This is a genomic window from Kocuria sp. CPCC 205263 (assembly GCF_040981075.1).
Lineage (GTDB): Bacteria > Actinomycetota > Actinomycetes > Actinomycetales > Micrococcaceae > Kocuria > Kocuria rosea.
This window is the reverse complement of record NZ_JAVKPV010000002.1, coordinates 465981-489437: the sequence shown is the minus strand read 5'-3', so window position 1 is coordinate 489437 and position 23457 is coordinate 465981. Positions and strand designations below refer to the sequence as shown.

The 23457-nt window shown below is 74.2% G+C and carries 26 protein-coding genes; 4 read left to right on the top strand and 22 right to left on the bottom strand.

Features of this window, described 5'->3' with window-relative positions:
• Positions 1-75 precede the first annotated feature (75 nt).
• The 6 genes from RF647_RS04650 to argC are packed head-to-tail and all read right to left on the bottom strand — an operon-like array spanning position 76 to position 6090.
• Positions 76-570, bottom strand: coding sequence for an arginine repressor (locus tag RF647_RS04650; protein WP_368810698.1), 495 nt, complete (start codon positions 568-570; stop codon positions 76-78).
• The gene (gene argF, locus RF647_RS04645; protein WP_368810697.1) at positions 567-1547 is read right to left on the bottom strand and encodes an ornithine carbamoyltransferase; all 981 of its coding nucleotides are present in this window, start codon (positions 1545-1547) and stop codon (positions 567-569) included. The genes RF647_RS04650 and argF overlap by 4 nt, the downstream gene beginning before the upstream one ends.
• Positions 1544-2857 (bottom strand): acetylornithine transaminase, encoded by a 1314-nt coding sequence (locus RF647_RS04640; protein ID WP_368810696.1) that lies wholly within the window; start codon positions 2855-2857, stop codon positions 1544-1546. The genes argF and RF647_RS04640 overlap by 4 nt, the downstream gene beginning before the upstream one ends.
• Positions 2854-3783 carry an acetylglutamate kinase gene (gene argB / locus RF647_RS04635; protein WP_109243429.1) on the bottom strand — a complete coding sequence of 310 codons (930 nt, stop codon included), beginning with the start codon at positions 3781-3783 and terminating at the stop codon, positions 2854-2856. The genes RF647_RS04640 and argB overlap by 4 nt, the downstream gene beginning before the upstream one ends.
• A gap of 46 nt (positions 3784-3829) precedes the next feature.
• Positions 3830-5044: a bifunctional glutamate N-acetyltransferase/amino-acid acetyltransferase ArgJ gene (gene argJ / locus RF647_RS04630; protein ID WP_368810695.1), complete on the bottom strand. Its 1215-nt coding sequence runs from the start codon at positions 5042-5044 to the stop codon at positions 3830-3832.
• Positions 5041-6090 (bottom strand): N-acetyl-gamma-glutamyl-phosphate reductase, encoded by a 1050-nt coding sequence (gene argC, locus RF647_RS04625; RefSeq protein ID WP_368810694.1) that lies wholly within the window; start codon positions 6088-6090, stop codon positions 5041-5043. The genes argJ and argC overlap by 4 nt, the downstream gene beginning before the upstream one ends.
• A gap of 332 nt (positions 6091-6422) precedes the next feature.
• Here argC and RF647_RS04620 point away from each other — a divergent pair, with 332 nt between their 5' ends.
• Together RF647_RS04620 and RF647_RS04615 are read left to right on the top strand one after the other, a co-directional pair.
• A complete protein-coding gene (locus tag RF647_RS04620; protein WP_336649996.1) occupies positions 6423-7391 on the top strand; it encodes a quinone oxidoreductase in 969 nt (322 codons plus the stop codon).
• Complete coding sequence (locus RF647_RS04615) at positions 7388-8755, top strand: M1 family metallopeptidase (protein WP_368810693.1); 1368 nt, start codon at positions 7388-7390, stop codon at positions 8753-8755. Before RF647_RS04620 ends, RF647_RS04615 begins: the two co-directional genes overlap by 4 nt.
• 87 nt (positions 8756-8842) lie before the next feature.
• Here the strand turns inward: RF647_RS04615 and RF647_RS04610 are convergent, their stop codons facing one another.
• From RF647_RS04610 to pheS, 3 genes are all read right to left on the bottom strand, one after another.
• On the bottom strand, positions 8843-9460 hold the full coding sequence (locus RF647_RS04610; protein WP_368810692.1) for a hypothetical protein: 618 nt from the start codon (positions 9458-9460) through the stop codon (positions 8843-8845).
• Positions 9461-9651: 191 nt separating this feature from the next.
• Entirely contained in the window at positions 9652-12204 is a 2553-nt protein-coding gene (pheT, locus tag RF647_RS04605; RefSeq protein WP_368810691.1) for a phenylalanine--tRNA ligase subunit beta, read from the bottom strand.
• Between the two features lie 3 nt (positions 12205-12207).
• The gene (pheS, locus tag RF647_RS04600; RefSeq protein ID WP_368810690.1) at positions 12208-13278 is read right to left on the bottom strand and encodes a phenylalanine--tRNA ligase subunit alpha; all 1071 of its coding nucleotides are present in this window, start codon (positions 13276-13278) and stop codon (positions 12208-12210) included.
• Between the two features lie 302 nt (positions 13279-13580).
• On the opposite strand from pheS, the gene RF647_RS04595 reads away from it, so the two are divergent.
• Positions 13581-14009, top strand: a complete 429-nt coding sequence (locus RF647_RS04595) for a DUF4157 domain-containing protein (protein WP_368810689.1) — start codon at positions 13581-13583, stop codon at positions 14007-14009.
• A 96-nt stretch (positions 14010-14105) separates the two neighbouring features.
• Here the strand turns inward: RF647_RS04595 and RF647_RS04590 are convergent, their stop codons facing one another.
• From RF647_RS04590 to RF647_RS04565, 6 genes are all read right to left on the bottom strand, one after another.
• Complete coding sequence (locus RF647_RS04590; RefSeq protein WP_368810688.1) at positions 14106-14558, bottom strand: (deoxy)nucleoside triphosphate pyrophosphohydrolase; 453 nt, start codon at positions 14556-14558, stop codon at positions 14106-14108.
• Between the two features lie 4 nt (positions 14559-14562).
• Positions 14563-15477, bottom strand: a complete 915-nt coding sequence (locus RF647_RS04585) for a TrmH family RNA methyltransferase (protein ID WP_368810687.1) — start codon at positions 15475-15477, stop codon at positions 14563-14565.
• A 14-nt stretch (positions 15478-15491) separates the two neighbouring features.
• Positions 15492-15881: a 50S ribosomal protein L20 gene (gene rplT / locus RF647_RS04580; protein WP_031282709.1), complete on the bottom strand. Its 390-nt coding sequence runs from the start codon at positions 15879-15881 to the stop codon at positions 15492-15494.
• 94 nt (positions 15882-15975) lie between these two features.
• Positions 15976-16170: a 50S ribosomal protein L35 gene (gene rpmI / locus RF647_RS04575; protein ID WP_017832891.1), complete on the bottom strand. Its 195-nt coding sequence runs from the start codon at positions 16168-16170 to the stop codon at positions 15976-15978.
• Between the two features lie 156 nt (positions 16171-16326).
• Entirely contained in the window at positions 16327-17274 is a 948-nt protein-coding gene (gene infC / locus RF647_RS04570) for a translation initiation factor IF-3 (RefSeq protein ID WP_368810725.1), read from the bottom strand.
• 351 nt (positions 17275-17625) lie between these two features.
• Positions 17626-17922 (bottom strand): DUF503 domain-containing protein, encoded by a 297-nt coding sequence (locus RF647_RS04565; protein ID WP_017832893.1) that lies wholly within the window; start codon positions 17920-17922, stop codon positions 17626-17628.
• A 105-nt stretch (positions 17923-18027) separates the two neighbouring features.
• On the opposite strand from RF647_RS04565, the gene RF647_RS04560 reads away from it, so the two are divergent.
• Positions 18028-18438 (top strand): DUF1844 domain-containing protein, encoded by a 411-nt coding sequence (locus tag RF647_RS04560; protein WP_144836326.1) that lies wholly within the window; start codon positions 18028-18030, stop codon positions 18436-18438.
• Positions 18439-18482: 44 nt separating this feature from the next.
• Here RF647_RS04560 and RF647_RS04555 read toward each other — a convergent pair whose 3' ends face one another.
• The 7 genes from RF647_RS04555 to RF647_RS04525 form a co-directional block, all read right to left on the bottom strand.
• On the bottom strand, positions 18483-19337 hold the full coding sequence (locus tag RF647_RS04555; protein WP_368810686.1) for an SseB family protein: 855 nt from the start codon (positions 19335-19337) through the stop codon (positions 18483-18485).
• The gene (priA, locus tag RF647_RS04550) at positions 19334-20086 is read right to left on the bottom strand and encodes a bifunctional 1-(5-phosphoribosyl)-5-((5-phosphoribosylamino)methylideneamino)imidazole-4-carboxamide isomerase/phosphoribosylanthranilate isomerase PriA (protein WP_017832896.1); all 753 of its coding nucleotides are present in this window, start codon (positions 20084-20086) and stop codon (positions 19334-19336) included. Before priA ends, RF647_RS04555 begins: the two co-directional genes overlap by 4 nt.
• Positions 20087-20146: 60 nt before the next feature.
• Entirely contained in the window at positions 20147-20308 is a 162-nt protein-coding gene (locus tag RF647_RS04545; RefSeq protein WP_017832897.1) for a hypothetical protein, read from the bottom strand.
• Entirely contained in the window at positions 20305-21054 is a 750-nt protein-coding gene (gene hisH / locus RF647_RS04540; protein ID WP_368810685.1) for an imidazole glycerol phosphate synthase subunit HisH, read from the bottom strand. The genes RF647_RS04545 and hisH overlap by 4 nt, the downstream gene beginning before the upstream one ends.
• Positions 21051-21680, bottom strand: coding sequence for an imidazoleglycerol-phosphate dehydratase HisB (gene hisB, locus RF647_RS04535; protein WP_368810684.1), 630 nt, complete (start codon positions 21678-21680; stop codon positions 21051-21053). The genes hisH and hisB overlap by 4 nt, the downstream gene beginning before the upstream one ends.
• A 143-nt stretch (positions 21681-21823) precedes the next feature.
• A complete protein-coding gene (locus RF647_RS04530; RefSeq protein ID WP_368810683.1) occupies positions 21824-22927 on the bottom strand; it encodes a histidinol-phosphate transaminase in 1104 nt (367 codons plus the stop codon).
• Between the two features lie 62 nt (positions 22928-22989).
• Entirely contained in the window at positions 22990-23418 is a 429-nt protein-coding gene (locus RF647_RS04525) for a hypothetical protein (protein ID WP_095651565.1), read from the bottom strand.
• Positions 23419-23457: the final 39 nt, after the last annotated feature.

The window sequence follows — 23457 nt, the reverse complement described above, 5'->3', positions numbered from 1 at the left end:
GTGGGGAACATTGCACCACACCGGCTCCCGGCGACGGACCGCGCCGGCCCCGGGATCAGGCCGTGGGCCCCTTCCTCACTCGGCGAGCTCCAGGAAGCGGCGGGCCACGGCATCGCCGCCGTCGGCCGCCCGGCACACCACCATGATGGTGTCGTCGCCGGCGATGGTGCCCAGGACGGCGGGGAGCACGGACGTGTCGATGGCGGAGGCGAAGTACTGGGCGGCCCCGGGTGGGGTCCGCAGGACCACGAGGTTCGCGCTCGCCTCGGCGGTGACCAGCAGCTCGCGGCACAGGCTGGCCAGGCGCGCGTCGAGCACCTCCTGGGTGATCCCGGAGGCGGGCGAGCGGTCGGCCCCGGCCTGCGGGACGGCGTAGACGAGGGCGCCGGAGCCCTCGCGCACCCGGACGGCCCCGAGCTCCACGAGGTCGCGGGAGAGCGTGGCCTGGGTGACCTGCACGCCGTCCTCGGCCAGCCGGGCGGCCAGCTCGGCCTGCGAGTGGATCGCCCCTCCGGTCACGAGGGCCACGATCCGGGCCTGCCGGGCGGTCTTGGTGGCGGGGATGCTCATGCGGGGACGGCGGGGGCGTCGGCGGCGCCCAGGTCGTAGCGCCCGGAGCGCGCCATGAGCCAGACGAGCAGGGCCTTCTGGGCGTGCAGCCGGTTCTCCGCCTCGTCCCACACCACGGACTGCGGGCCGTCGATGACCTCGGCCGCGACCTCGGAGCCGCGGAAGGCGGGCAGGCAGTGCAGGAACAGCGCCCCGGGCGCGGCCTGGGCCATCGCCGCGGCGTCCACGGAGTACGCCCGGAAGACCTCCGCCCGCGCCTCGGTCTCCGCCTCCTGGCCCATGGACACCCAGGTGTCGGTGCAGACCACGTCCGCCCCGGCGAGCGCCTCGGCCGGGTCGGTGGTCACGCGCACGGATCCTCCCGTCTGCTCCGCGCGCTCCTCGGCGGCCCGCACCACCGCCGGGTCCGGGAGGTGGCTCGCCGGGCCGGCGACGCGCACGTGCATCCCGGCGGTGGCCCCGCCCAGCAGGTAGGAGTGGGCCATGTTGTTGGCGGCGTCCCCGAGGTAGGCGAAGCTGAGCCCGGCGAGACCGCCCCGGTGCTCCCGGACGGTCAGCAGGTCCGCGAGGATCTGGCAGGGGTGGTAGTCGTCGGAGAGCCCGTTGACGACGGGCACGGTGGCGGCCGCGGCCATCTCCTCCAGCCCGGACTGGGCGTAGGTGCGCCACACGATGGTCGAGGCCATGCGGGAGAAGACGCGCGCGGTGTCCGCCACGCTCTCCTTGCCCAGCTGCGACTCGCCCGGGTTGATCATCAGCGGGTTGCCGCCGAGATCGGCGATCCCGGCGGAGAAGGAGACCCGGGTGCGGGTCGACGTCTTGTCGAAGATCACGGCCACGGTCTGGGGCCCCGCGTAGGGCCGGTGGGCCCAGCGGTCGGCCTTGAGGCGGGCGGCGAGCTCGAGCACCTCGGTCTGCTCCTCCTGGGAGAGGTCGGTGTCGACGAGGAAGTGGCGGGGGGTCATGGACGGGTTCATGCTTCTTTCGGCGGGGTGTCGGGCGCGGTCGCGGCGGGGGCCGCGACCGCGGCGGCGGCGGTGCGCAGGATCTCGGGGAGCGCGTCGAGGAAGGTGCGCGCCTGCTCGGGGGTCAGGATCAGGGGCGGGGCCAGGCGCAGGGTCCCGGGGCCGGTCGCGTTGACGATGAACCCGGCGTCCCGGGCGGCCTCGACCACGGCGGGGCCGAACGGGGCGGTGGCGCCCTCGGGGATCTCGAGGTCGGCGCCGATCAGCAGTCCGTGCTGGCGCACGTCGCCGATCCCGGGGACCGCGCGCAACCCCTCGCCGAGCACGGCGCCCACGGTGCGCGCGTGCGCGAGCAGGCCGTCCTCCTCGATGACGGTGACGGTGGCGAGGCCCGCTGCGGTGGCCGGCGGGTTGCCGCCGAACGTGGTGCCGTGCTGGCCGGCCCCGAGCAGCGCGGAGACCTCCGGGCCGACGGTCAGCATCGCGCCGATCGGGAAGCCGCCGCCGAGCCCCTTGGCCAGGGTGATCGCGTCCGGCAGGTCGTCACCGGTGAGCTCGGCGGAGGAGGCGAACCAGCGGCCGGTGCGGCCCATCCCGGTCTGCACCTCGTCCACGACCAGCAGCGCGCCGTGCCGGCGGGTCAGCTCCCGGGCGCGCCGGAGGTAGCCCTCGGGCAGCTCGCGCACGCCGGCCTCGCCCTGCACGGGTTCCACGATCAGGGCCGCGACCGTCCCGTCGAGGTGCTCCTCGAGGGCCTGGACGGTCGCGGGGATGTGCCGGACCCCGCCCGGGAGGGGCTCGAAGGGCGCCCGGTAGGCCTCCTTGGCGGTCAGGGCGAGCGCGCCCATGGTGCGGCCGTGGAAGGCGGACTCGAGGGCGAGGACGGTGCCGCGGGGCCGGCCGTCCTGGCCGGGGTGCTCGTGGCCGTGGCGGCGGGCGAGCTTGAACGCGGCCTCGTTGGCCTCGGTGCCGGAGTTCGCGAAGAAGACGTGGGAGCCCGCGGGCGCGCCGGCCAGGGACAGGAGCTTCCCGGCGAGGGCGATCTGCTGGGGGGAGGTGAAGAAGTTGGAGACGTGCCCGAGGGTGGCGAGCTGGCGGGAGACGATCTCCACCCAGCGCGGGTGGGCGTGGCCGAGGGCGTTGACGGCGATGCCCGCGAGCAGGTCGAGGTAGTCCCGGCCGTCGGCGTCGGTGACCACGGCGCCCTTGCCGTGGGTGAGCACGAGGGACGGGCTGCCGAAGACGCCGAGCAGCGAGTCGGCGTACTCGCCGAGCAGGGCGGTCTGGGCCGAGTAGCGGGAGGCGGTGTGCTGGGCGGTCATGACGATGCTCCGTGGTCGGGGACGAGCTGGGTACCGATGCCGGTGTCGGTGAAGATCTCGAGCAGGCATGTGTGCGGGCTGCGCCCGTCGACGATGGACGCCCGGCGCGCCCCGCCCTCCACGGCCCGCAGGGCCGCCTCCATCTTGGGGATCATCCCGGCCTGCAGGCTCGGGAGCATCGCACGCAGCTCCGAGGCAGAGAGGGACGCGATGAGGGAGTCCTTGTCGGGCCAGTTCGCGTAGAGCCCCTCGACGTCGGTGAGGGCCACGAACTTCTCGGCGCGCAGGGCCACCGCCACAGCGGCGGCGGCGGTGTCCGCGTTGACGTTGAGGATCTCCCCCGTGGGACGGCCGTGCGCGTCGACCTCCGGCGCCACGGAGGAGATGACCGGGATCCGCCCGGCCTCGAGGAGCTGGGTGACGGGCTCGGGGTTGACGCCGACGACCTCGCCCACGTGGCCGAGGTCCACCTCCTCGCCGTCCACGACGGTGCCCCGGCGGACCGCGCGGAACAGCTCGGCGTCCTCCCCCGAGAGCCCGACGGCGTACGGGCCGGTGGCGTTGAGCAGGGAGACGAGCTCCCGCTGGACCTGCCCGGTCAGCACCATGCGGATGGCGTCCACGGCCTCCTTGGAGGTGACGCGCAGCCCGCCGCGGAACTCGGACTCGATGCCCAGCCGCTCCAGCATGCGGTTGATCTGGGGCCCTCCGCCGTGCACCACGACCGGCTTGATCCCGACGTGGCGCAGGAACACCATGTCCTCCGCGAAGGCCTGCCGCAGCGGCTCGGACACCATGGCGTTGCCGCCGTACTTGAAGACCATCACGGACCCGGAGTAGCGCTGGATCCAGGGCAGGGCCTCCATCAGGGTGCCCGCCTTCAGCTGGGCGGTCTCGTAGCGGGTCGGGTCACTCGGGTCGGTCATGGTTCTCCTGCGCCGTGGGTCGGTGCTGTGCTGGTGGGCGGGCGGGTCAGCTGGAGTAGGCGCTGTTCTCCTCGACGTAGTCGTGGGTCAGGTCGTTGGTCCAGACGGTGGCGTCGGCGTCCCCGGCCTTGAGGTCGATCAGGACGGTGACCCTGCGGTCGGCAGCCAGGTCCACGCCCTCGCGCGGGTCCCCGATCATGCCGTTGCGGCAGACCACGACGCCGTTGATGGCGACGTCGAGCTGGTCGGGGTCGAACGCGGCGTCGGTGGTGCCGACCGCGGACAGGACGCGGCCCCAGTTGGGGTCGTTGCCGTAGATCGCGGCCTTGAAGAGGTTGGAGCGGGCCACGGAGCGGCTCACGTCCTCCGCCTGTCGCTCGGTCGCGGCGTTGACGGTGGTGATCTCGATGTCGTGGGACGCGCCCTCGGCGTCCGTGATGAGCTGCTGGGCCAGCGAGTGGCACACCGCGGTCACGGCCTGGCTGAACTCGAACTCGTCCGGCGTGATCCCGGAGGCGCCCGAGCCGAGCAGCACCACGGTGTCGTTGGTCGACATGCAGCCGTCGGAGTCGGTGCGGTTGAACGTGACCTTCACCGCGTCCTCGAGCGCCCACTGCAGGGCGTCGGAGGAGAGCTCCGCGTCGGTCGTGAGCACCACGAGCATCGTGGCCAGGCCCGGGGCGAGCATGCCCGCGCCCTTGGCCATGCCGCCGACCGTCCACCCGTCGCGGACGTAGGCGGCCTGCTTGGAGACGGAGTCGGTGGTCATGATGGCCCGGGCCGCGGCGGCCCCGGCGGCGTCGTCGTCCCCGAGGGCCTCGACGACCCCGGGGAGGCCGCGCTCCATGACGTCCATGGGCAGCTGGATGCCGATCAGCCCGGTGGAGCACACCACCACGTCGCCGGCCCCGACCCCGAGCGCCTCGCCGACGAGCTCGGCGGTCCGGTGGGAGGCCTGGAAGCCCTGCGGTCCGGTGCAGGCGTTGGCGCCGCCGGAGTTGAGGACCACGGCGGCGGCCCGGCCGTCCGCGGTCGCGGCCTTGGACCACTGGACGGGCGCGGCGGTGATCCGGTTGGTCGTGTACACGGCCCCCACGTGGTGCTGGGGCCCGTCGTTGACGACGAGGGCGAGGTCCGGTCCGCCGGAGTCCTTGAAGCCCGCCTCGGTGCCGGCGGCGCGGAAGCCCTGGGCGGCGGCCACGCCGCGGGCGGTGTCGACCTGCAGGGTGCCGGCGGGCTGCTGGGAGGGGTACGTTCTCACGGTGCGACTCCTTGGAGTGTCAGGCCGGTGTCCTCCGGCAGGCCGAGGGCGAGGTTCATGGACTGGACGGCACCGCCGGCGGTGCCCTTGACGAGGTTGTCGATCACGCACGTGACGATGACGCGCCCCGCCCGGGCGTCGTGGGCGAGCTGGAGCTGGGCGTGGTTGGAGCCGGCCACCGACTTCGTCGAGGGCCACCGTCCCTCGGGCAGGACGGTGACGAACGGCTCGGCCGCGTAGGCGGTCTCCCAGGCCTCCCGCAGCTGCGCGGCGGTCACGCCCCCGGGGACCCGCGCGGTGGCGGTGGTGAGGATGCCCCGCGGCATGGGGGCGAGCGTCGGGGTGAAGGAGATCCGCACGCGGCGCCCTGCGGCCTTCGAGAGGCCCTGCTCGATCTCGGGGGTGTGCCGGTGGGCGCCGCCCACCCCGTACGGGCTCATCGAGCCCATGACCTCCGAGCCCAGCAGGTGCGCCTTGACGGCCTTGCCGGCCCCGGAGGTGCCCGAGGCCGCGACGATCACGACGTCCTCCGGCTCCAGGAGACCGGCCGCGAAGCCGGGGCCCAGGGCGAGCAGGGCACTGGTCGGGTAGCACCCCGGCACCGCGATGCGCGTGGCGCCGCGGAGCTGCTCGCGCTGGCGGGTGCCCTCGGCGTCCACGACGAGCTCGGGCAGCCCGTACGGCCAGGTCCCGGCGTGCGGGGACCCGTAGAACTGGTCCCACTCCTCGGCGGAGTCGAGCCGGTGGTCGGCACCGGCGTCGATCACCACGGTCTCCGCCGGCAGCTGCGCGGCGATCGCGGCCGAGGCGCCGTGCGGCAGGGCGAGGAAGACGACGTCGTGGCCGGCGAGGTTCTCCACCGTGGTGTCGACGAGCACCCGGTCGGCGAGGGAGTGCAGGTGCGGCTGCAGCTCCCCCAGCCGCTGGCCCGCGTTGGAATGGGCCCCCACGGCCCCGATCTCGATTTGCGGGTGACCGGCGAGGATCCTCAGGACCTCGCCACCGGCGTAGCCGGATGCCCCCGACACTGCTGCGCTGAACGTCATAGATTCCACTCTAGCTCAAAGTTATGCATGGTCTTCAATATTTATGCACGCTACGGGGGAAGGGCCGGCGGAGCGGGGCGCGGGTGCGCCTCGTCGGAGCACATCAGGATCCCCCCGCTCGGATCGACCACGGCCGCTCTCGCGCTCCCCCCGGAACGGCTCTGCCCCCGAATCTACGCTTCCCGTCTGCAAATCTCGATGATTACGGGGGCTTTTCCGTGCCCCCTCTTGTGCACACGCTACCCCTGGGCGACCCCCGCGGGGAGGGCGCGGCGGGACTCCGTGCCTACCATGGCAGGGTTCCCGTCCGCGATGTCCAGGAGGTACCCGTCATGGTCCGTTGCGTCATGGTCGAGCGAGCCGGAGGCCCCGAGGTCCTGACCCTCGGCGAGCGTCCGGACCTCGAACCCGGTCCGCGCCAGCTGCTCGTCGAGACCCGCGCGGCGGGGGTGAACTTCATCGAGGTGTACCAGCGCGAGGGCGTCTACCCCGTGGAGCACCCCTTCACCCCGGGCTCCGAGGGCATGGGCGTGGTGACGGGCGTGGGCTCCGAGGTGCGCCACTTCGCCCTGGGCGACCGGATCACCACCTCGCAGGCGTCCCGGACCTACGCCGACGCCTTCCTCGTGGACGCCGACAAGGCCCTGCGCGTGCCCTCCGGCGTGTCCGACGAGGTCGCCGCGGCCGTCCCGCTGCAGGGTCTCACCGCGCACTACTTGGTCCGCTCGACGTACCCGGTCCAGGAAGGCGACGTCGCCGTCGTCACCGCGGGCGCGGGCGGGGTCGGAGGTCTCGCCGTGCAGCTGCTGAAGTCGCTCGGGGCCACGGTGGTCGCCCTGGTGGGCTCGCAGGCCAAGGCGGAGACCGCGCGCTCCCTGGGGGCCGACTTCGCCCTGGTGGGCTACGAGGGCTTCGCCGAGCACGTCCGTGAGGTCACCGGCGGCCGCGGCGCCGACGTCGTCTACGACTCGGTGGGCAAGGACACCTTCGACGAGTCGCTCCGGGCGCTGCGCCGGCGCGGGATGCTGGTGCTCTTCGGCGGCTCCTCCGGCCAGGTGCCCCCGCTCGACCCGCAGCGGCTCGCCCAGCACGGCTCCCTGTTCCTCACCCGCCCCACCCTCAACGACTACCTGCTCGACGAGAAGGAGCGGAACTGGCGCGCGGGCGAGTTGTTCGACGCGGTGCTCGACGGGTCGCTGACCCTCCGCGTGGCCGAGACGTTCCCGCTCGACCGGGCACGGCAGGCCCACGAGCTGCTCCAGTCCCGCGCCGCCCAGGGCAAGCTGCTGCTGGTCCCGTGAGCGCCGCGCCGATGCACCGCTTCCTCGGCGCCGACGGCGCACGGGACCCCTACACCCCGTTCGTGGGGTGCTGCGCGGCCACCGTGGAGCACTACGACCTGGACCTCGACTACGACGTGGAGGACAACGGCCTCGAGGCGCGCGCCACCCTGTCCTGCCGCGCGCTGCACGACACGGACCGGATCGAGCTGGACCTCACCGAGCTCGCCGTGACCGACGTCAGGTTCGGCACCGGCGGACTCGGCGGTCTGCTCGGCGGCCGCCGCGTCCGCGCCGACCACCGCGGGAGCCGCCTCGTGCTGACCCTGCCGCGCGTCGTCGCCGCCGGGGAGGCGTTCACGCTCACCGTGGCCTACGAGGGGTACCCCGAGTCCCTGGACGGGCCCTGGGGCGAGATCGGCTGGGCCGAGCTCGACGACGGCGTGCTCGTCGCCGGGCAGCCCACCGGTTCGTCCACCTGGTTCCCGTGCGTGGACCACCCCTCCCACAAGGCCACCTACCGGGTCGCCGTGCACGCGGACGCCGACTACGAGGTGGTGGTCCACGGCGAGCTGGAGTCCGTGGTGGAGCGCGACGGCGAGCGCCACTGGGTGTACACGTCCCGGGTGCCGCTGCCGCCCTACCTGGCCACCGTGCAGATCGGCCCGTACGAGCGGCACGAGCTCTCGGGCTCGCGCGTCCCCCAGTACCTGGTGTGCTCCAGGAAGCGGCGCAAGAAGGCGGAGAAGACCTTCGCGGAGCAGGGCCGGATGATCGAGGTGTTCAACGACTGGTTCGGCCCCTACCCCTTCCCGAGCTACACCGTGGTGGTCGTCGACGAGTCGCTCGAGGACCCGTTCGAGTGCTACGCGTGCTCCGTGTTCGGGAAGAACCAGCTGGGCACGGACTGGGAGGAGCAGCGGCTCGTGGCGCACGAGCTGGCCCACCAGTGGTTCGGCAACAGCCTGGTCCTCTCCGCGTGGCAGGACATCTGGCTCAACGAGGGGTTCGCGTCCTACGCGGAGTGGATCTGGTCCGAGGCCTCCGGCGACAGGCCGGCCCGCTGGCACGCGGAGAAGGCCCACCGGACCCTGTCCAAGATGCGCCAGGACCTCGTCATCGGCGATCCCGGGCAGGTGCGGCTCTTCGACGACGTGGTGTACGTCCGGGGCGCCCTCACCGTCCACGCGATCCGGGAGACCGTGGGCGAGGACGCCTTCCGCGCCCTGCTGCGCGGCTGGGCCACCGCCAACCGGGACGGGTGGGTGAGCACGGAGGGCTTCCGGGAGCACCTGCGGGGCTTCGTGCCCCGGGACCGGTGGGCGGAGGTCGACGGCCTGCTCGACGCGTGGCTGCTCCGCCGGGAGCTGCCCGCCCTGCCCTGACCCGCCCCGGGCACCGACGGGAACGGGCCCCTGCCGGACGGTGTGCGTCCGGCAGGGGCCCGTTGCGCCGCGCGGGCGGCCGGCCGGTCAGTGCTCCCGGCGGTAGAGCCGGCGGGCGAACCAGACCCCGCCCCCGGCCGCGGCGAGACCGGCGAGCAGCAGCAGGGCCGCCTGGACGCGCTGCCACGCGATGGTGCCCGCGGTGACGCCGTCCCCGAACTCGCCCGCCTCGGCCGTCTCGACCACCTGGAGGGTGCCGTCCTCGACGGCGAGCAGCGCGTCGGCCTCCTGGTGGAAGTCGTCCTCGCCGGAGCCCGTCTGCGTGCCGCGGAAGACGATCTCCTCCCCCGCCTCCGGGACGCGCGGGTCGGCGAGGCCCGAGTCGAAGGGCTGCTCGGCGACCGCCTCGTCCGCGGGCAGCACCCCGCGGTAGATGGGGTTATAGGTCTTGGTCTGCAGGTCGTTGGTGAGGTCCTGGTACTGCCCCGAGATCACCCACGACCGGTCCGCGTAGCCGGCCAGCCTGCGGGAGTCGTCCCAGGCGAGGGCCGCGCTCACCGCGAGGACCAGGCCCAGGAGCAGCCCCAGCAGGCCCACGGCCGTCGGCTTCCAGGCGATCGACCGGCGGGCGCGCCCGTCCTGCTCGTCCTGCTCGTCGTCGAAGGCGAAGAACGGCTCCTGGCGGTCGGTGGTCTCCTCGGTCATGCTGCGCTCCTGGAACGGGGTCGGGGAAGGGGGGTCGGTCGCGAACGCCGGGATCGCGGCCGGTGACCCGGTGCCACAGTACCGAAGTCGACGGCGCACTCCCTGGCGTTCGCGAGTGTTACCGCCCGGGCGGGGCGGGGACGACGGACGGCCCGACCCCCGGAGGGGGCGGGCCGTCCGGGCGGGGCCGCTCAGCCGCGGAGCACGGCGCCGTGGCGCTCGGCGGCGACGGCGACGGCCGCCTCGCGGGCGGCGGAGGCCTCGTCCGCGGTCAGCGTGCGGTCCGGGGCCCGGAAGCGCAGCGCGAAGGCGACCGACTTCCGGCCCTCCTCGATGCCGGGGCCCTGGTAGACGTCGAAGACGCGGACGTCCTCGAGCAGCTCCCCGGCGCCCTCCTCGAGCGCGGCCCGCAGCTCGGCGGCCGGCACGGAGGCGTCCACCACGAGCGCGACGTCCTGCGTGGCGGCCGGGTAGCCGGAGATCGGGCGCGCCTGGACGACACCGGACTCGGCCGCGGTGAGCGAGCTGAGGTTCAGCTCCATCGCCACGGTCCGCTCGGGGAGGTCCTGCGCTGCGACGAGCTGCGGGTGCAGCTCGCCCGCGTAGCCCAGCGGGGTGCCGTCGGCGGTGGCGAGCACCGCGGTGCGGCCCGGGTGGAACGCCTGGTGGGTGCCCTGGCGGACGGTCAGCTCGACCCCCAGCACCTCGGCGGCCAGCCGGGCGGTGTCGAGGGCGTCCTGCCAGTCGAACGCGCGCGGCGCGGTCCACGGCCCCTCGGCCGCGTCCCTCCCGGCGAGGACCGCGGCGAGGTGGCGCGGCTGGGCGGGCAGGCCGGCCTCGAGCTCCTCGAGCACCGCCGGGTCCGGGCGCGCCCCCAGCGGCGGGATGCTCCTGCTGCCGAGCTGCTCGCCGGGGCGGAAGACGCGCCCGACCTCGTAGAGCGCCAGGTCGCGGAAGCCGCGGGAGGTGTTGCGCCGCAGCACCTCGAGCAGACCCGGGAGCAGGGACACGCGCAGCATCCCCTGGGCCTCGCTGATCGGGTTGGCCAGCTTCACCGACAGCACGGGGACCCCGGGCTCGGGGGCACCCCACAGCTCGTTGTCCGCCTGCGCGACGAACGGGTAGGCGAGCACCTCGGTCAGCCCGGCGGCCGCGAGCGCGTCGGCCACCCGCTTGCGGGCCTGCTGCTCGGCGGTCAGGCCGCGCCCGGGGGGCGCCACGGGCAGCCGTGAGGGGATCGCGTCGTAGCCCACGAGGCGGGCGATCTCCTCGACCAGGTCCTCCTTCTCGACCAGGTCGGGCCGCCACGACGGGGGCACGACGCGCCAGCCGTCGTCGGTGGCCTCGACCTGCGCGCCGAGCTCGGTGAGGGTCGCGACGACCTGCTCCGCCGTGTACTCCACGCCCGTGCGGCGGCCGGGGTGGTCCCAGGGCAGCTCGATGGGCGCGGGGGCGGTGGTGGCGTCCACGTCGGTGACCCCGGGCCCGGCCGTGCCGCCGGCCAGCTCCACGAGCAGCTCCACGGCGCGCTGGGCGGCCACCGGGGCGATCTGCGGGTCCACGCCGCGCTCGAAGCGCTTGGACGCCTCGGAGGGCAGCCGGTGCCGGCGGGTGGTGCGGGCGATCGAGACCTCGTCGAAGCGGGCCGCCTCCACGAGGACGTCGACGGTGGCGTCCGAGACCTCGGTGGCCGCCCCGCCCATGACCCCGGCCAGGCCGATCGGCCCGGACCCGTCGGTGATCAGCAGGTCCTCGGGGTCCAGGGCGCGCCGCTTGCCGTCCAGGGTGGTCAGGGTCTCGCCCGGCGCCGCCCGGCGGACCCCGATGCCGCCGGTCAGCGTCCCGAGGTCGTAGAAGTGCAGCGGCTGGCCGAGCTCGAGCATCACGTAGTTGGAGACGTCCACCGGCAGGGAGATCGAGCGGATCCCCGCCAGGCGCAGCCGCGCCGACATCCACGGGGGTGTGGGGGCGCTCGCGTCGATGCCGGTCACCGTGCGGGCGACGAAGCGGGTGCACCCGGGGTTGCCGTGGATCGGGGCGTCGTCGTCGACGGCCACGGGGAAGCCGTCCGCGGTGGGGGCGGGCACCCGGGGCGCCACGGTCCCGGCCGGGTCGGTGAAGGGCTCGTGCACGGCGTGGCAGTACTCGCGGGCCACACCGCGGATCGAGAACGCGTAGCCGCGGTCCGGGGTCACGTTGATCTCTGCGGCCTCGTCGTGGAGGCCGAGCAGCTCGAGGGCGTCCGTGCCGAGCTCCGGGTCCAGGCCGAGGGTCGAGAGCACCAGGATGCCGTCGTGGTCCTCGCCGATGCCGAGCTCGCGGACGGAGGCGATCATCCCGGCGGAGGTGTGGCCGTAGGTCCTGCGCGCCGAGATCCTGAAGTCCCCGGGCAGGACGGCGCCGGGCAGGGTCACGACGACCTTGTCCCCGACCTCGAAGTTGTGGGCCCCGCAGATCACGCCCTGCACACCGGAGGGGTCGATGCCCTCGCCGGTCAGGGTCTGCTCCTGGCCCTCGGGGACCACGCGGACGGTGCACCAGTTGACGGTCTTGCCGTTGGAGTGGGTCTCCGGCTCCTTGGACAGCACCTGGCCGACCACGACCGGGCCCTTCAAGTGGTCGGCGGGACGGTGCACGTCCTCCTCTTCGAGGCCCACCGTCACCAGGGCGGCCAGGACGTCCTCGGCGGTGGCGTCCGCCGGGACGGGGGCGTGCTCGCGCAGCCATGACAAAGGAATTCGCATGTCTTAGATCTCCATCCCGAAGTGCTCGCTGAAGCGGACGTCGCCCTCGACCATGTCGCGCATGTCGGGGACGTTGTTGCGGAACATCAGGGTCCGCTCGATGCCCATGCCGAACGCGAAGCCCGAGTGGACCTCGGGGTCGATGCCGGCCGCGCGCAGCACGTTCGGGTGGACCATGCCGCAGCCGCCCCACTCGATCCACTGCGGCCCGCCCTTGGCGTTCGGGTGCCACACGTCCAGCTCGGCGGACGGCTCGGTGAAGGGGAAGTAGTTGGGCCGCAGCCGGATCTTCGCCTCCGGGCCGAACATCTGCCGGGCGAAGTGCTCGAGCGTGCCCTTGAGGTCGGCCATCGACAGCCCCTTGTCCACCGCCAGACCCTCGACCTGGTGGAACACCGGGGTGTGCGTGGCGTCGAGCTCATCGGTGCGGTAGGTGCGCCCCGGGACGACGACGTAGACCGGCAGCTCGCGGCTGAGCAGCGTGCGCATCTGCACCGGCGAGGTGTGCGTGCGCAGCACGAGGTGCGCCCCGGGCGGGTCCACGAAGAACGTGTCCTGCAGCTCCCGGGCGGGGTGGTCCGGCTTGAAGTTGAGGGAGTCGAAGTTGTACCACTCGGACTCGACCTCGGGTCCGTCGGCGACCTCCCAGCCCATGGCCACGAACGTCTCGCCGACGCGCTCCATGAGGTTGGTCAGCGGGTGCCGGCCACCCAGGCGCCGGCGCCGGCCGGCGGCGGTGACGTCCACGGCCTCCTCGACGAGGATCCGGGCGTCCCGCTCCTCCTCCAGCACCGTGGTGCGGGCGGCGACCGCCTGGTTGACGCGGCCGCGGGCCTGGCCGACCAGCTTGCCGGCCGCGGACTTCTGCGACTTGTCCAGGGAGCCGATCTGCCGGTTGGCCAGCGCCAGGGGGGACCGGTCCCCTGCGTGGGCGAGCCGGACCTCCTTGAGCTCGTCGAGGTCCTGGGCGTTTCCGACGGCGGCCAGGGCCGCCTCCACGGCCGCGGCGACCGCGGCCTCGTCGGTCGGGTCGACCGCGCCGCTCGGGGCGGTCTCGGGTGGCAGTTCAGACATCAGCTGGCGACTTCTTCGGCTCGGGGACGGGGTCGTCCGCGCACGCCGTCCCACGGTCCGTGGGACATGGAGCACGGGAAAGCCCGGATCGGCACGGATCGCGGGCGTGTTCCAGTCTATGGCACGGGCCGCAGGGTCCGCCCACCGCTTCTCCGGCACGTCGATGACCCGGTGGTACCGGAGCGCGGCGCCGTCCGGCGCGGAGGAGTGCCGGCACTGCCCCGCTGCGTCCGTGCCCGGGTGATCGCAGGCGTGGCGATCGTCGACCCGGACGGGGTGCCGAGCGGATCTACGCTGGTGCCATGACACCCGAACTGAGCCGGGCGGCGCGCCTGCGCCAGGTGTGGAACATGACGAACCTGTCCACCCCGCTGGGGCTGCTGGTCGCCGCGGCCTCCCGGACGAAGGTGGTCCACGGACCGGAGGGGCTGCTCCTGGGCTTCGGCTACCGGCCCCGGCTGCCGCGGGCCGGGGCGTTCACCGTGGGCAACGTGGTCCTGTTCCGCGCCGGGGTCGACGATGTCGCGGCCCGCCCCCGGCTCGTGGCCCACGAGTCCCGCCACGCGACCCAGTGGGCGCAGTGGCTGGGCCTGCCCTTCCTGCCGGCCTACCTCCTGGCCGCGGGGTGGTCGGTGCTGCGCTGCGGGCACCCGGCGCACCGCAACCCCTTCGAGATCGGGGCCGGTCTCGCCGACGGCGGCTACGCCCCCGTCCCCCGGCACCACGGCTGACCGGCGCGCGCTGCCCCCCCTGACCCGCCACGGCCCGCCCGGCCACCGGAGGACGTGGTCGTGCCGGACCCTGCGGGTCGGCCGGCACGGACCGGCTCAGCCCCGCAGGTGGTCCAGCAGGGCGTGCACGATCGGCAGGTCGGCCGGGATCCAGGGGAGCTCGAGCGCGGCGGCGGGGTCGTCGAGCAGGAGCCACCGCACGGCCAGGTGGTCCTCCCCCACCACGGGCCGGGGGTCGCCGCCGGCGGCCACGGCCGTCCAGACCCGCATCGCCGCGGTGTCCTTGAGCGGCCAGCCCTGGGCGTGCGGTCCTCGCACCTCCGCGAGCAGCCGGACGTCCACGCCGAGCTCCTCGGCGCACTCCCGCACCAGGGCCTGCTCGCAGCTCTCGTCCGGCTCCTGCTTGCCGCCGGGGAACTCCCACAGGCCCCGCAGGGTCTCGGGGTAGGCCCGCTGCGCGGCGAGGAAGGCCGTGGGGCGGCGGGCGTCGTCGAGGAGGGCGGCGCCGACCACCTGGGTGCGGGGGGCGGCGGGCAACGGTGCGGTCACGGGTTCACTGCCCGTCCCAGGCGCCGGGGCGCCGCTGGGCCCGGGCCGAGGCGTAGAGGCACACGGTGGCGGCGGTGCCCACGTTGAGGGACTCCGCCCGGCCGTGCACCGGCACGGCGACGCGGTGGTCGGCCAGCGCCTTCTCCTCCTCGGACAGTCCCCGGGCCTCGTTGCCAAAGAGCCACACGGTGGGGCGGGCCAGGTCGTAGGCGGTGTCGACCCCGTCCGCGCCGGCAGCCCGGGCGGCGGAGGCGTCCTGGAGGCGGTCGAGGTCGACGTCCCCGTGGCCGTCGGCGGCCAGCACACCGCACCCGGCGGCGCGGGCGGCCCCGAGCAGCGCGGGCAGGTCGGCGCCCACGACGACGGGCAGGTGGAAGAGAGAGCCGGCGGTCGAGCGCACGGTCTTGGGGTTGTAGACGTCCACGCTGCCGGCGGTGAGCACCACCGCGTCCGCGCCGGCGGCGTCCGCCGCGCGCAGCACGGTGCCGGCGTTGCCGGGGTCCTGGACCCGGGCGAGCACGGCCACGAGCCGCGGCCGTGCGGCGAGCACGGCCCCGAGGTCCGCGTCGAGGGGGCGGCACACGACGACGACGCCCTGCGGGGTCACCGCGTCGCTCATCGCGGCGAGGACCTCCCTCGTCACGAGGCGCACGAACACGGAGCGGTCCTCGGCCACGCGCTCGAGGAGGGCGGCGATGTCCGGGTGGCGGCCCAGGGCGTCCTCGGTGACGTAGGCGGCGTCCACGCACGGGGACTCCAGGTGCCGGGCGAGGGCCTCGCGGGCGTTCTGCGGGCCCTCTGCGAGGAACAGCCCGCGCTTGGAACGCGCGGAGCGCCCGGCCAGTCCCGCGACGTCCCTGACCCGATCGGCTCGGGGGTTGGACATCGGTTGGGAGGCCAGGCGCTCCGTGAGGTTCACTGCTCCGACTGTGCTCAGGCGGCGGCTTCGCGCGGCGCGGAGGTGTCCTCCGGCAGGGCGTTCTTCGCGATCTCGACCAGACCGGCGAACGCCTGCTGGTCGTTCACGGCCAGCTCGGCGAGCATCCGGCGGTCGACCTCCACCTCGGCGGCCTTGAGGCCCTGGATGAAGCGGTTGTAGGTCAGGCCGTTGGCGCGGGCCGCGGCGTTGATGCGCTGGATCCACAGCCGGCGGAAGTCGCCCTTGCGCTTCCGGCGGTCGTTGTAGCTGTAGACGAACGAGTGGGTGACCTGCTCCTTCGCCTTGCGGTACAGGCGCGAGCGCTGGCCGCGGTAGCCGGAGGCCTGCTCGAGGATTTCCCGGCGCTTCTTGTGGGCGTTGACCGCCCGCTTCACACGTGCCACGTGTGTACTCCTTCACTTCGGTCCCGGCCGCGCGGCCGGGAGGTCAAATCTGTGCGGGGCGGGGAGTCGGACTCCCCGGGGGATGCGGTGGGGACTACTTGCCCAGCATCTTCTTGATGACCTTGGCGTCGCCGGGGGCCACGATCTGGTCGGAGGCCAGGCGGCGGGTCAGCCGCGAGGACTTGTGCTCCAGGTAGTGGCGGCGGTTGGCCTGCTGGCGCTTCACCTTGCCGGTACCGGTGAGCTTGAAGCGCTTCTTCGCCCCGCTGTGGGTCTTCATCTTCGGCATGTGGCCGCTCTCCTTGCGTTTCTTCCGGTGGTGGCCACCGGAGGGCACGGCGACGTCCGCCGCACCTCCATGGTGCCCCCGGGCGCAGCCGGGACCGGCTGCGCGCCGCGGGGCGCTGTCAGTTCTGCTCCGCTCGCGCGGAAGGTCGTGCGCCGCTCAGGCCTGGGGCCCGGGCTTGGCGCCCGGCTTGGGACCGGGCCGGGGGGCCTTCGGCGCCGCGGCCGGGGCCTTGGGCGCCGGGGCCTTCGGGGCCGGCGGCTTCGGGGCGGCCTTCGGCGCCGGGGCCTCGACGACCTCGGGCTCCGGGGTCTCGACGGCCTCGGGCACCTCCGGCTCGGCGACCTCGGGCTCGGGGGTGGCGGCCTGCGCCGTCTCCGGGACCTCGGGGGCCGGTGCCGGCTCCTGGACCTCGGGCTCCGGGGCCGGCTGCTGCACCGGCTCCTCGGCCTGCCCGGCCCGTTCGCGCAGCTCGGCCGGGAACGCGTCCCCGATCGACTGGGTCACGGGCGCCGCGGAGGACGTGTCGATCTTGTCCTTCGCCTTGCGCTCGTTCTCGGCCTTCGCCTCGTCGCGCTGCTTCTGGCGGCGCGCCTCGGCCTTGGCCTCGGCCTTGTTCTTCAGCGGGCCCACGACCATCACCATGTTGCGGCCGTCGACCCGGGGGCTCGACTCGACCGCGCCGACCTCCGCGACGTCGTTCGCGAAGCGCTCGAGCAGGCGGACGCCCATCTCGGGGCGCTGCTGCTCGCGGCCGCGGAACTGGATCATGGCCTTGACCTTGTCGCCGGCCCCGAGGAACCGCTTGGCGTGGCCGACCTTGGTCTCGTAGTCGTGGGTGTCGATCTTGAGCCGGAACCGGACCTCCTTGAGGACCGTGTTCGTCTGGTTCTTGCGCGACTCCCGGGCCTTGACCGCGGCCTCGTACTTGTACTTGCCGAAGTCCATGAGCTTGGCCACCGGCGGCTTGGCGTTGGGCGCCACCTCGACCAGATCGAGATCCGATTCGCGGGCCAGCCTCAGTGCGTCCTCGACGCGGACGATGCCGACCTGCTCGCCTGCGGGTCCGACGAGACGGACTTCGGGGACTCGGATTCTGTCATTGATACGTGGATCGCTAATGCCGTGCTCCTGATGTTCTGCGTGGTCGCCCGGAGGTTTCCGGGGACCTCATGGTTCGGTCCGGTCCGCAACGACAAAAGCCCCCGCTGCGGTCGGCAAGCGGAGGCTCATCGGTGCGCCACCCGGGGGTGGCGCGCTGCGTGACGGCGCGGACGCGGGAACTCCCGGCCGTGCCGTCGTGCGGACGATGTCGTCGCGGACCCGGCGGCCGTGGGCAGGTCGTCCGAGAGGATCGGGGACCGTGGCCGGCGCGGGTGGGAGTCTCCTCCACTTGCACACTGCCGGCTAGTCTAGCCCATGGGCCGCCGGTTCGGGAAACGGCGGGCGTGCGCGCTGTCACTCGTCCTCGGTGCTGTGCAGGGCCCGGCGGGCCGAGAGCAGCTCCGTCTCCGGGCGGGCTGCGACGAAGCGCTCGACGTCGTCGAGGACCTCGACGAGGCGGGCGGCGTCGGCCGCGACCACGGCGGTGCCCACCAGGGCCCGGCGGTGGAGCTCCAGGTGGCCGACCTCGGCCGCGGTCACGGGGAACCGGCGGCGCAGCTCCGCGACGAGGGGCCGCACCACGGAGCGCTTGCCCTTCAGGGAGTGCACGTCCCCCAGGAGCACGTCGAACTCGATCCACCCGATCCACACGGCGTCCCCGCCTCCTCCCGGCCGCACCCCGGCCTCCCCAGCAGGATAGTGCTGGCGGGGCCGGGACGGTCCAGGCCGCGGACAGCGGTGTGGCAGAGTTGGGCCATGACTTCCGAGAACACCTTCCGCTTCGACGACGACGCCGCACGGTCCGGCCAGGAGATCCCGCAGGAGACGGTCAGCGCCGTCGACGAGCAGATGCGCGACATCGCGGAGGTCCCCGCCATTGAGGTCATCACGACCGCGGCCGTGCACCTCATGAGCGCCGCCGCCGTGAAGTGCGGTCTCGCCGCCGGCGAGGACGCGGAGGAGCTCAAGGACCTCGACGAGGCGCGCAAGCTCATCACCGCGCTGGCCGGCTTCGTCACCGCCGCGGCCCCGGAGATCGGCTCGCAGCACGCCGCGCCGCTGCGCGACGGCCTGCGCACCCTGCAGCTCGCGTTCCGGGAGGCCTCGCGCTACCCGGACGCCCCCGGCCAGGGACCCGGCGAGCGGTTTACGGGTCCCGTCAACTGAGGACCGTCACCACGAGTGCCGCGGGCTGATCCGGGTTCCCCGGGTCATCCCGCCGTCGTGAGACGCAGCTGCATCGAGTCCACGTCCTCCGCGAGGGCCGGCTCGACGCTCAGCCGGGCCTGGAAGCGGGCGACGACGTCGTCCAGCTGCGCCCGGTCGAGCCCGGCGCGCAGGGACAGCACCACGGCCAGCTCGGGGCCCGCCCCGCCGCCCCGGACGACCGCCCCGTCCGCGGCGCGCACGGCCACCCCGTCGCCCGGGGCCGTCCCCACGCCGAGAACCCCGGGCAGGTCCTCGGCGCAGCGCCGCACGGCCGCCTCGACCGCCGCGCTGCGGTAGGAGGGCGTCCAGGTCCTGCCCTGGGCCAGCGCCCAGAGGGCCGGGCGGCGCACGACGAACGGGAGCGCCGCGCCCGGGTCGAGCACGAGCAGCTGGGTGCCGTCCTTGACCGCGGCCACGGCCGCCCGGCGGACGTCCGTGGCCACCGGCCGCGCTTGGGCGTGCCAGCCCGCGAGCGCCGCGGTGGACGTGAAGACCGGCAGCACCTGCCGGCCGTCCGCCGCCCGCAGGGACACGAGCGCCATGTCGGCCTCCTTGTCGGCCACCAGACCGGCCTCGGTCACGGTCGAGGCCGAGACCTCGGCCACGACGGGCACGAACACCCGGGTCCCGGCCAGCGCGGCGACCACCGCGGACTCGTCCCCCCTCCCCGCGCGCAGGTCCTCGAGGGCCTGCAGCACGGCCGGGGCGGCGGCGCCGTCGTCGTCGGGGAAGCGGTGGGTGTGGCTGGTGCCCTCCCCCAGGTCGCGCCCGGCCCAGGCCTGGCCGCCGGTGTCCGCCGTGCCGCCCGCGCCCGCGAGCTGGGCGGCGATGTGGGCCGGGAGGGGCCGCTCCGTCACCGCGCTCCCGGCCGGCCCGCCACGTCGAGGGCCTCCTCGAGGGTGAAGCGGCCCGCGTAGAGGGCCTTGCCCACGATCGCGCCCTCGACGCCGGAGGGCACCAGGGTGCGCAGGGCGGCGAGGTCCTCGAGGGATGAGATCCCCCCGGAGGCGACCACGGGCTTGTCGGTGCGGGTCGCGACCTCCTGCAGCAGCTCCAGGTTGGGACCCTTGAGGGTGCCGTCCTTGGTGACGTCGGTGACCACGTAGCGGGCGCACCCGTGCTCCTCGAGGCGGTCCAGGACCTCCCAGAGGTCCCCGCCCTCCTCGGTCCAGCCGCGGGCGGCGAGGACGGTGCCCCGCACGTCGAGGCCCACCGCGATGACGTCGCCGTGCTCGGCGATGACCTTCTGCGTCCACTCGGGGTTCTCCAGGGCCGCCGTGCCCAGGTTGATCCGCGCGGGGTCCAGGGACAGCGCCCGCTCCAGCGAGGCGTCGTCGCGGATGCCCCCGGACATCTCGACCTTCAGCTCCAGCTCGGCGGCCACGCGGCGGAGGACGTCGATGTTGTCACCGCGGCCGAAGGCGGCGTCGAGGTCCACGAGGTGGATCCACTCGGCGCCGGCCTCCTGCCACGCGAGGGCGGCCTCGAGCGGGTCGCCGTAGCCGGTCTCGGAGCCGGCCTCGCCCTGGACCAGGCGCACGGCCTGGCCGTCCGCGACGTCGACGGCGGGCAGCAGCTGGAGGCGGGGGGTCTCGCTCAGGGACATGGGTTCTCTTCTCTCGGTGCTCGGGTGCGGGTGTGCGGGCGTTCGGGGTGGGCCCGGGGCTCAGCGGCCCTGGAACCAGGCGTACCAGCCGTAGCCGACGAGGGCCGCCGCGACGGCGGCCAGGAGGACGACCGTCCACAGCGGCTTGCGCTGCTGGTGGAACGAGATGGCGCCGCCGGCGACGAACGCCCCGAGCACCATGACGACGACGGCCGCGCTCACGAGGCGCCGTCCTGGCTCTCCAGGGTCGGCCGGCCGGCCAGGGTGTCCCCGCCGAGGGGGTCGCCGGCCTTGAGATGGTCGAGGCGTCCCGTGCGCGGCAGGGTGCCGAGCCAGTTGCGCAGCAGCTGGATGCCCGCCTCGGAGGACTTCTCGGGGTGGAACTGCGTGGCGCACAGGGCCCCGTTCTCCACGGCGGCGATGAAGCGCCCGCCGTGGTCGGACCAGGTGACCTGCGGCGGCCGCATCTTCTGGATGCTCTGCGGGAAGTCCCACTCCTGCACCCCGTAGGAGTGCACGAAGTAGAAGCGCTGGTCCTCGATGCCCCGGAACAGGACGCTGCCCTCGGGCGGCTGGACCGTGTTCCAGCCCATGTGCGGGACGACGTCGGCCTTCAGCCGTTCGACGACGCCGGGCCACTCGCCCATGCCCTCGGTCTCCTGGCCGTGCTCCACCCCGGAGTCGAAGAGGACCTGCAGGCCCACGCAGATGCCCAGCACGGGCCGACCTCCGGCGAGGCGGCGGCCGATCAGGCGCAGCCCGTCCACGGAGCGCAGACCGTCCATGACGGCGGCGAACGCGCCGACGCCGGGGACCACGAGGCCGTCGGCGTCGAGCACCGCCTCGGGGTCGGCGCTGAGCACCACGTCCGCGCCGGCGGCCTCGAGGGCGCGCACGGCCGAGCGCACGTTGCCGGCGCCGTAGTCGAGGACCGTGACGGTGGGCCGGGCGGCGCCGTCGGTGCTCACAGGGCCCCCTTCGTGGACGGGATGCCGCGGACCCGGGGATCGGGCTCCACGGCCTGGCGCAGCGCGCGGGCCAGGGCCTTGAACTGGGCCTCGGCGATGTGGTGCGGGTCCCGGCCGGCCAGCAGGGTGACGTGCAGGCAGATCCCGGCGTGGTAGGCCAGGGACTCGAAGACGTGCTGGACCATGGAGCCGGTGAAGTGCCCGCCGATGAGGTGGTACTGCTGGCCCTCCGGCTCGCCGGTGTGCACCACGTAGGGCCGGCCGGAGATGTCGACCACGGCGTTGGCCAGGGCCTCGTCCAGCGGGACGGTGGCCTCGCCGAAGCGGCGGATCCCGGCCTTCTCGCCCAGCGCCTGGCGCAGGGCGTCCCCGAGGACGATCGCGGTGTCCTCGACCGTGTGGTGGACGTCGATGTGGGTGTCCCCGGTCGCCCGGATCCGCATGTCGATCAGGGAGTGCTTCGACAGCGCGGTCAGCATGTGGTCGTAGAAGGGCACAGAGGTGTCGATGTCGTTCTCGCCGGTGCCGTCGAGGTCGATCTCGACGGACACCGTGGACTCGCTCGTGCGCCGCTCCAGGGCGGCGCGGCGGGGCGCACGGGGGCCGGTGGTGGTCTGGTCGCTCATTCGGTGGGAACTCCTCGCGGGCGCGGCACGGCCGTCGGTGGGCTGCGGGTGGTCCGGGCCGGGACGCGCGGCGGCGCCCCGGGCCCGGTGGTGGTGGTCTGCCTCCATGCTATCCGGGTCGGGCGGACCCGGCCCCGGGGCTCTCAGCCGCCGGAGACGATCCGCTCCATGCTGGTCAGGAACGCGGTGGTCTCCTCCTCGGTGCCGGCGGTGACGCGCAGGTGGCCGGGGATCCCGACGTCCCGCACGAGCACCCCGTCCTCGAGCAGCTCCCCCCACACGGCCCGGGAGTCCTCCATGCCGCCGAAGAACACGAAGTTGGAGTCCGACTCGGCCGGCTCCAGCCCGATCCGCTTGAGCTCGTCGACGATCCGGTCGCGCTGGACCTTGATGTCCTCCACGTTGGCCAGCAACGACGCCGAGTGGCGCAGGGCCGCCAGGGCCGTGGCCTGGGTGACGGCGGAGAGGTGGTACGGCAGCCGGACCAGGCGCACGGCGTCGGCGACCTCCGGCGCCGCCGCGAAGTAGCCGAGGCGGGCGCCGGCGAGCGCGAACGCCTTGCTCATGGTGCGGGAGACGATCAGCCGGGGCCGGCCCTCGAGCAGCGTGAGCGCGGTGGGGGTGCCGCCGTGGGAGAACTCCGCGTACGCCTCGTCGACCACTACGACCGTGCGGAACTCCTCCCCCGCCTCGTACACGGCGGTGACCACGTCCGAGCCCAGCGCGGTGCCGGTCGGGTTGTTGGGCGAGCAGAGGAAGACCACGTCGGGGCGGTGCCGGCGCACCTGCTCGGCCGCGGACTCCGCGGACAGGCCGAAGTCCGCCGCCCGCTCCCCGGCGACGAAGCCGGTGTGCGTGCCGGAGGCCAGCAGCGGGTACATCGAGTAGGTGGGGACGAAGCTGAGCAGGGTGCGGCCGGGGCCGCCGAAGGCCTGCAGGATCTGCTGCAGGATCTCGTTGGACCCGTTGGCCGCCCACAGGTTCCCGGGCCCGAGCCCGTGGCCGAGGTACGCGGCGAGCTCCTCGCGCAGGGCGGTGAACTCGCGGTCCGGGTACCGGTTGAGGGTCCAGGCCGCCTCGGTGACCTCCCGGACGATCGCCGCGTGCACGTCCGCCGGGACCGGATGGGTGTTCTCGTTGGTGTTGAGCGCCACGGCGACGTCGAGCTGCGGGGCGCCGTACGGCGTCTTGCCGCGCAGGTCGTCGCGGAGCGGGAGGGCGTTGAGTCGGTCCAGGTTCTGCGTCACCCGGACAGTTTAGTGCTCCGCCCGGCGCGTGCAGATCGGGGCGTGCTGATCGGGCGGGCGGCTCAGGCGGCCGGGACCTCGAGGAGCTGGCCGGCCACGAGCACGGAGCTGTCCAAGTCGTTGAGCTCCACGATCTCGTCCATGACCTCCCGCGGGTCCCGGTCCGGGTCGGCCGCCACGGCGAGCTCCCACAGGCTCTGCCCGGGGAACACGGTGGTCTGCTCGGTCCCGGAGCCCGGGACGGGCGCGCTCGTGGCCGTGGCCGTCGAGGGGACGAGGAAGATCACGGCGAGCACCACCAGGGCGGCGGAGCCGGCCAGGACGGGCAGCCCCAGGAACACCAGGCGGCCGCGGCGGGTCAGGGTCAGCGGGGTGCGGGACGCGGAGCGGGCGGGACGGGCCCGCCGGAGCGCACGGCCGAGGCCCCGGGCGGATCCTGCGGACTCGCGGCGGCGGGCGACGACGGCGGTGAGGGTGGCACTGGCACTCATGACATGAACTCCTTGACGTTCCCGCACGGAGCGGGCGAT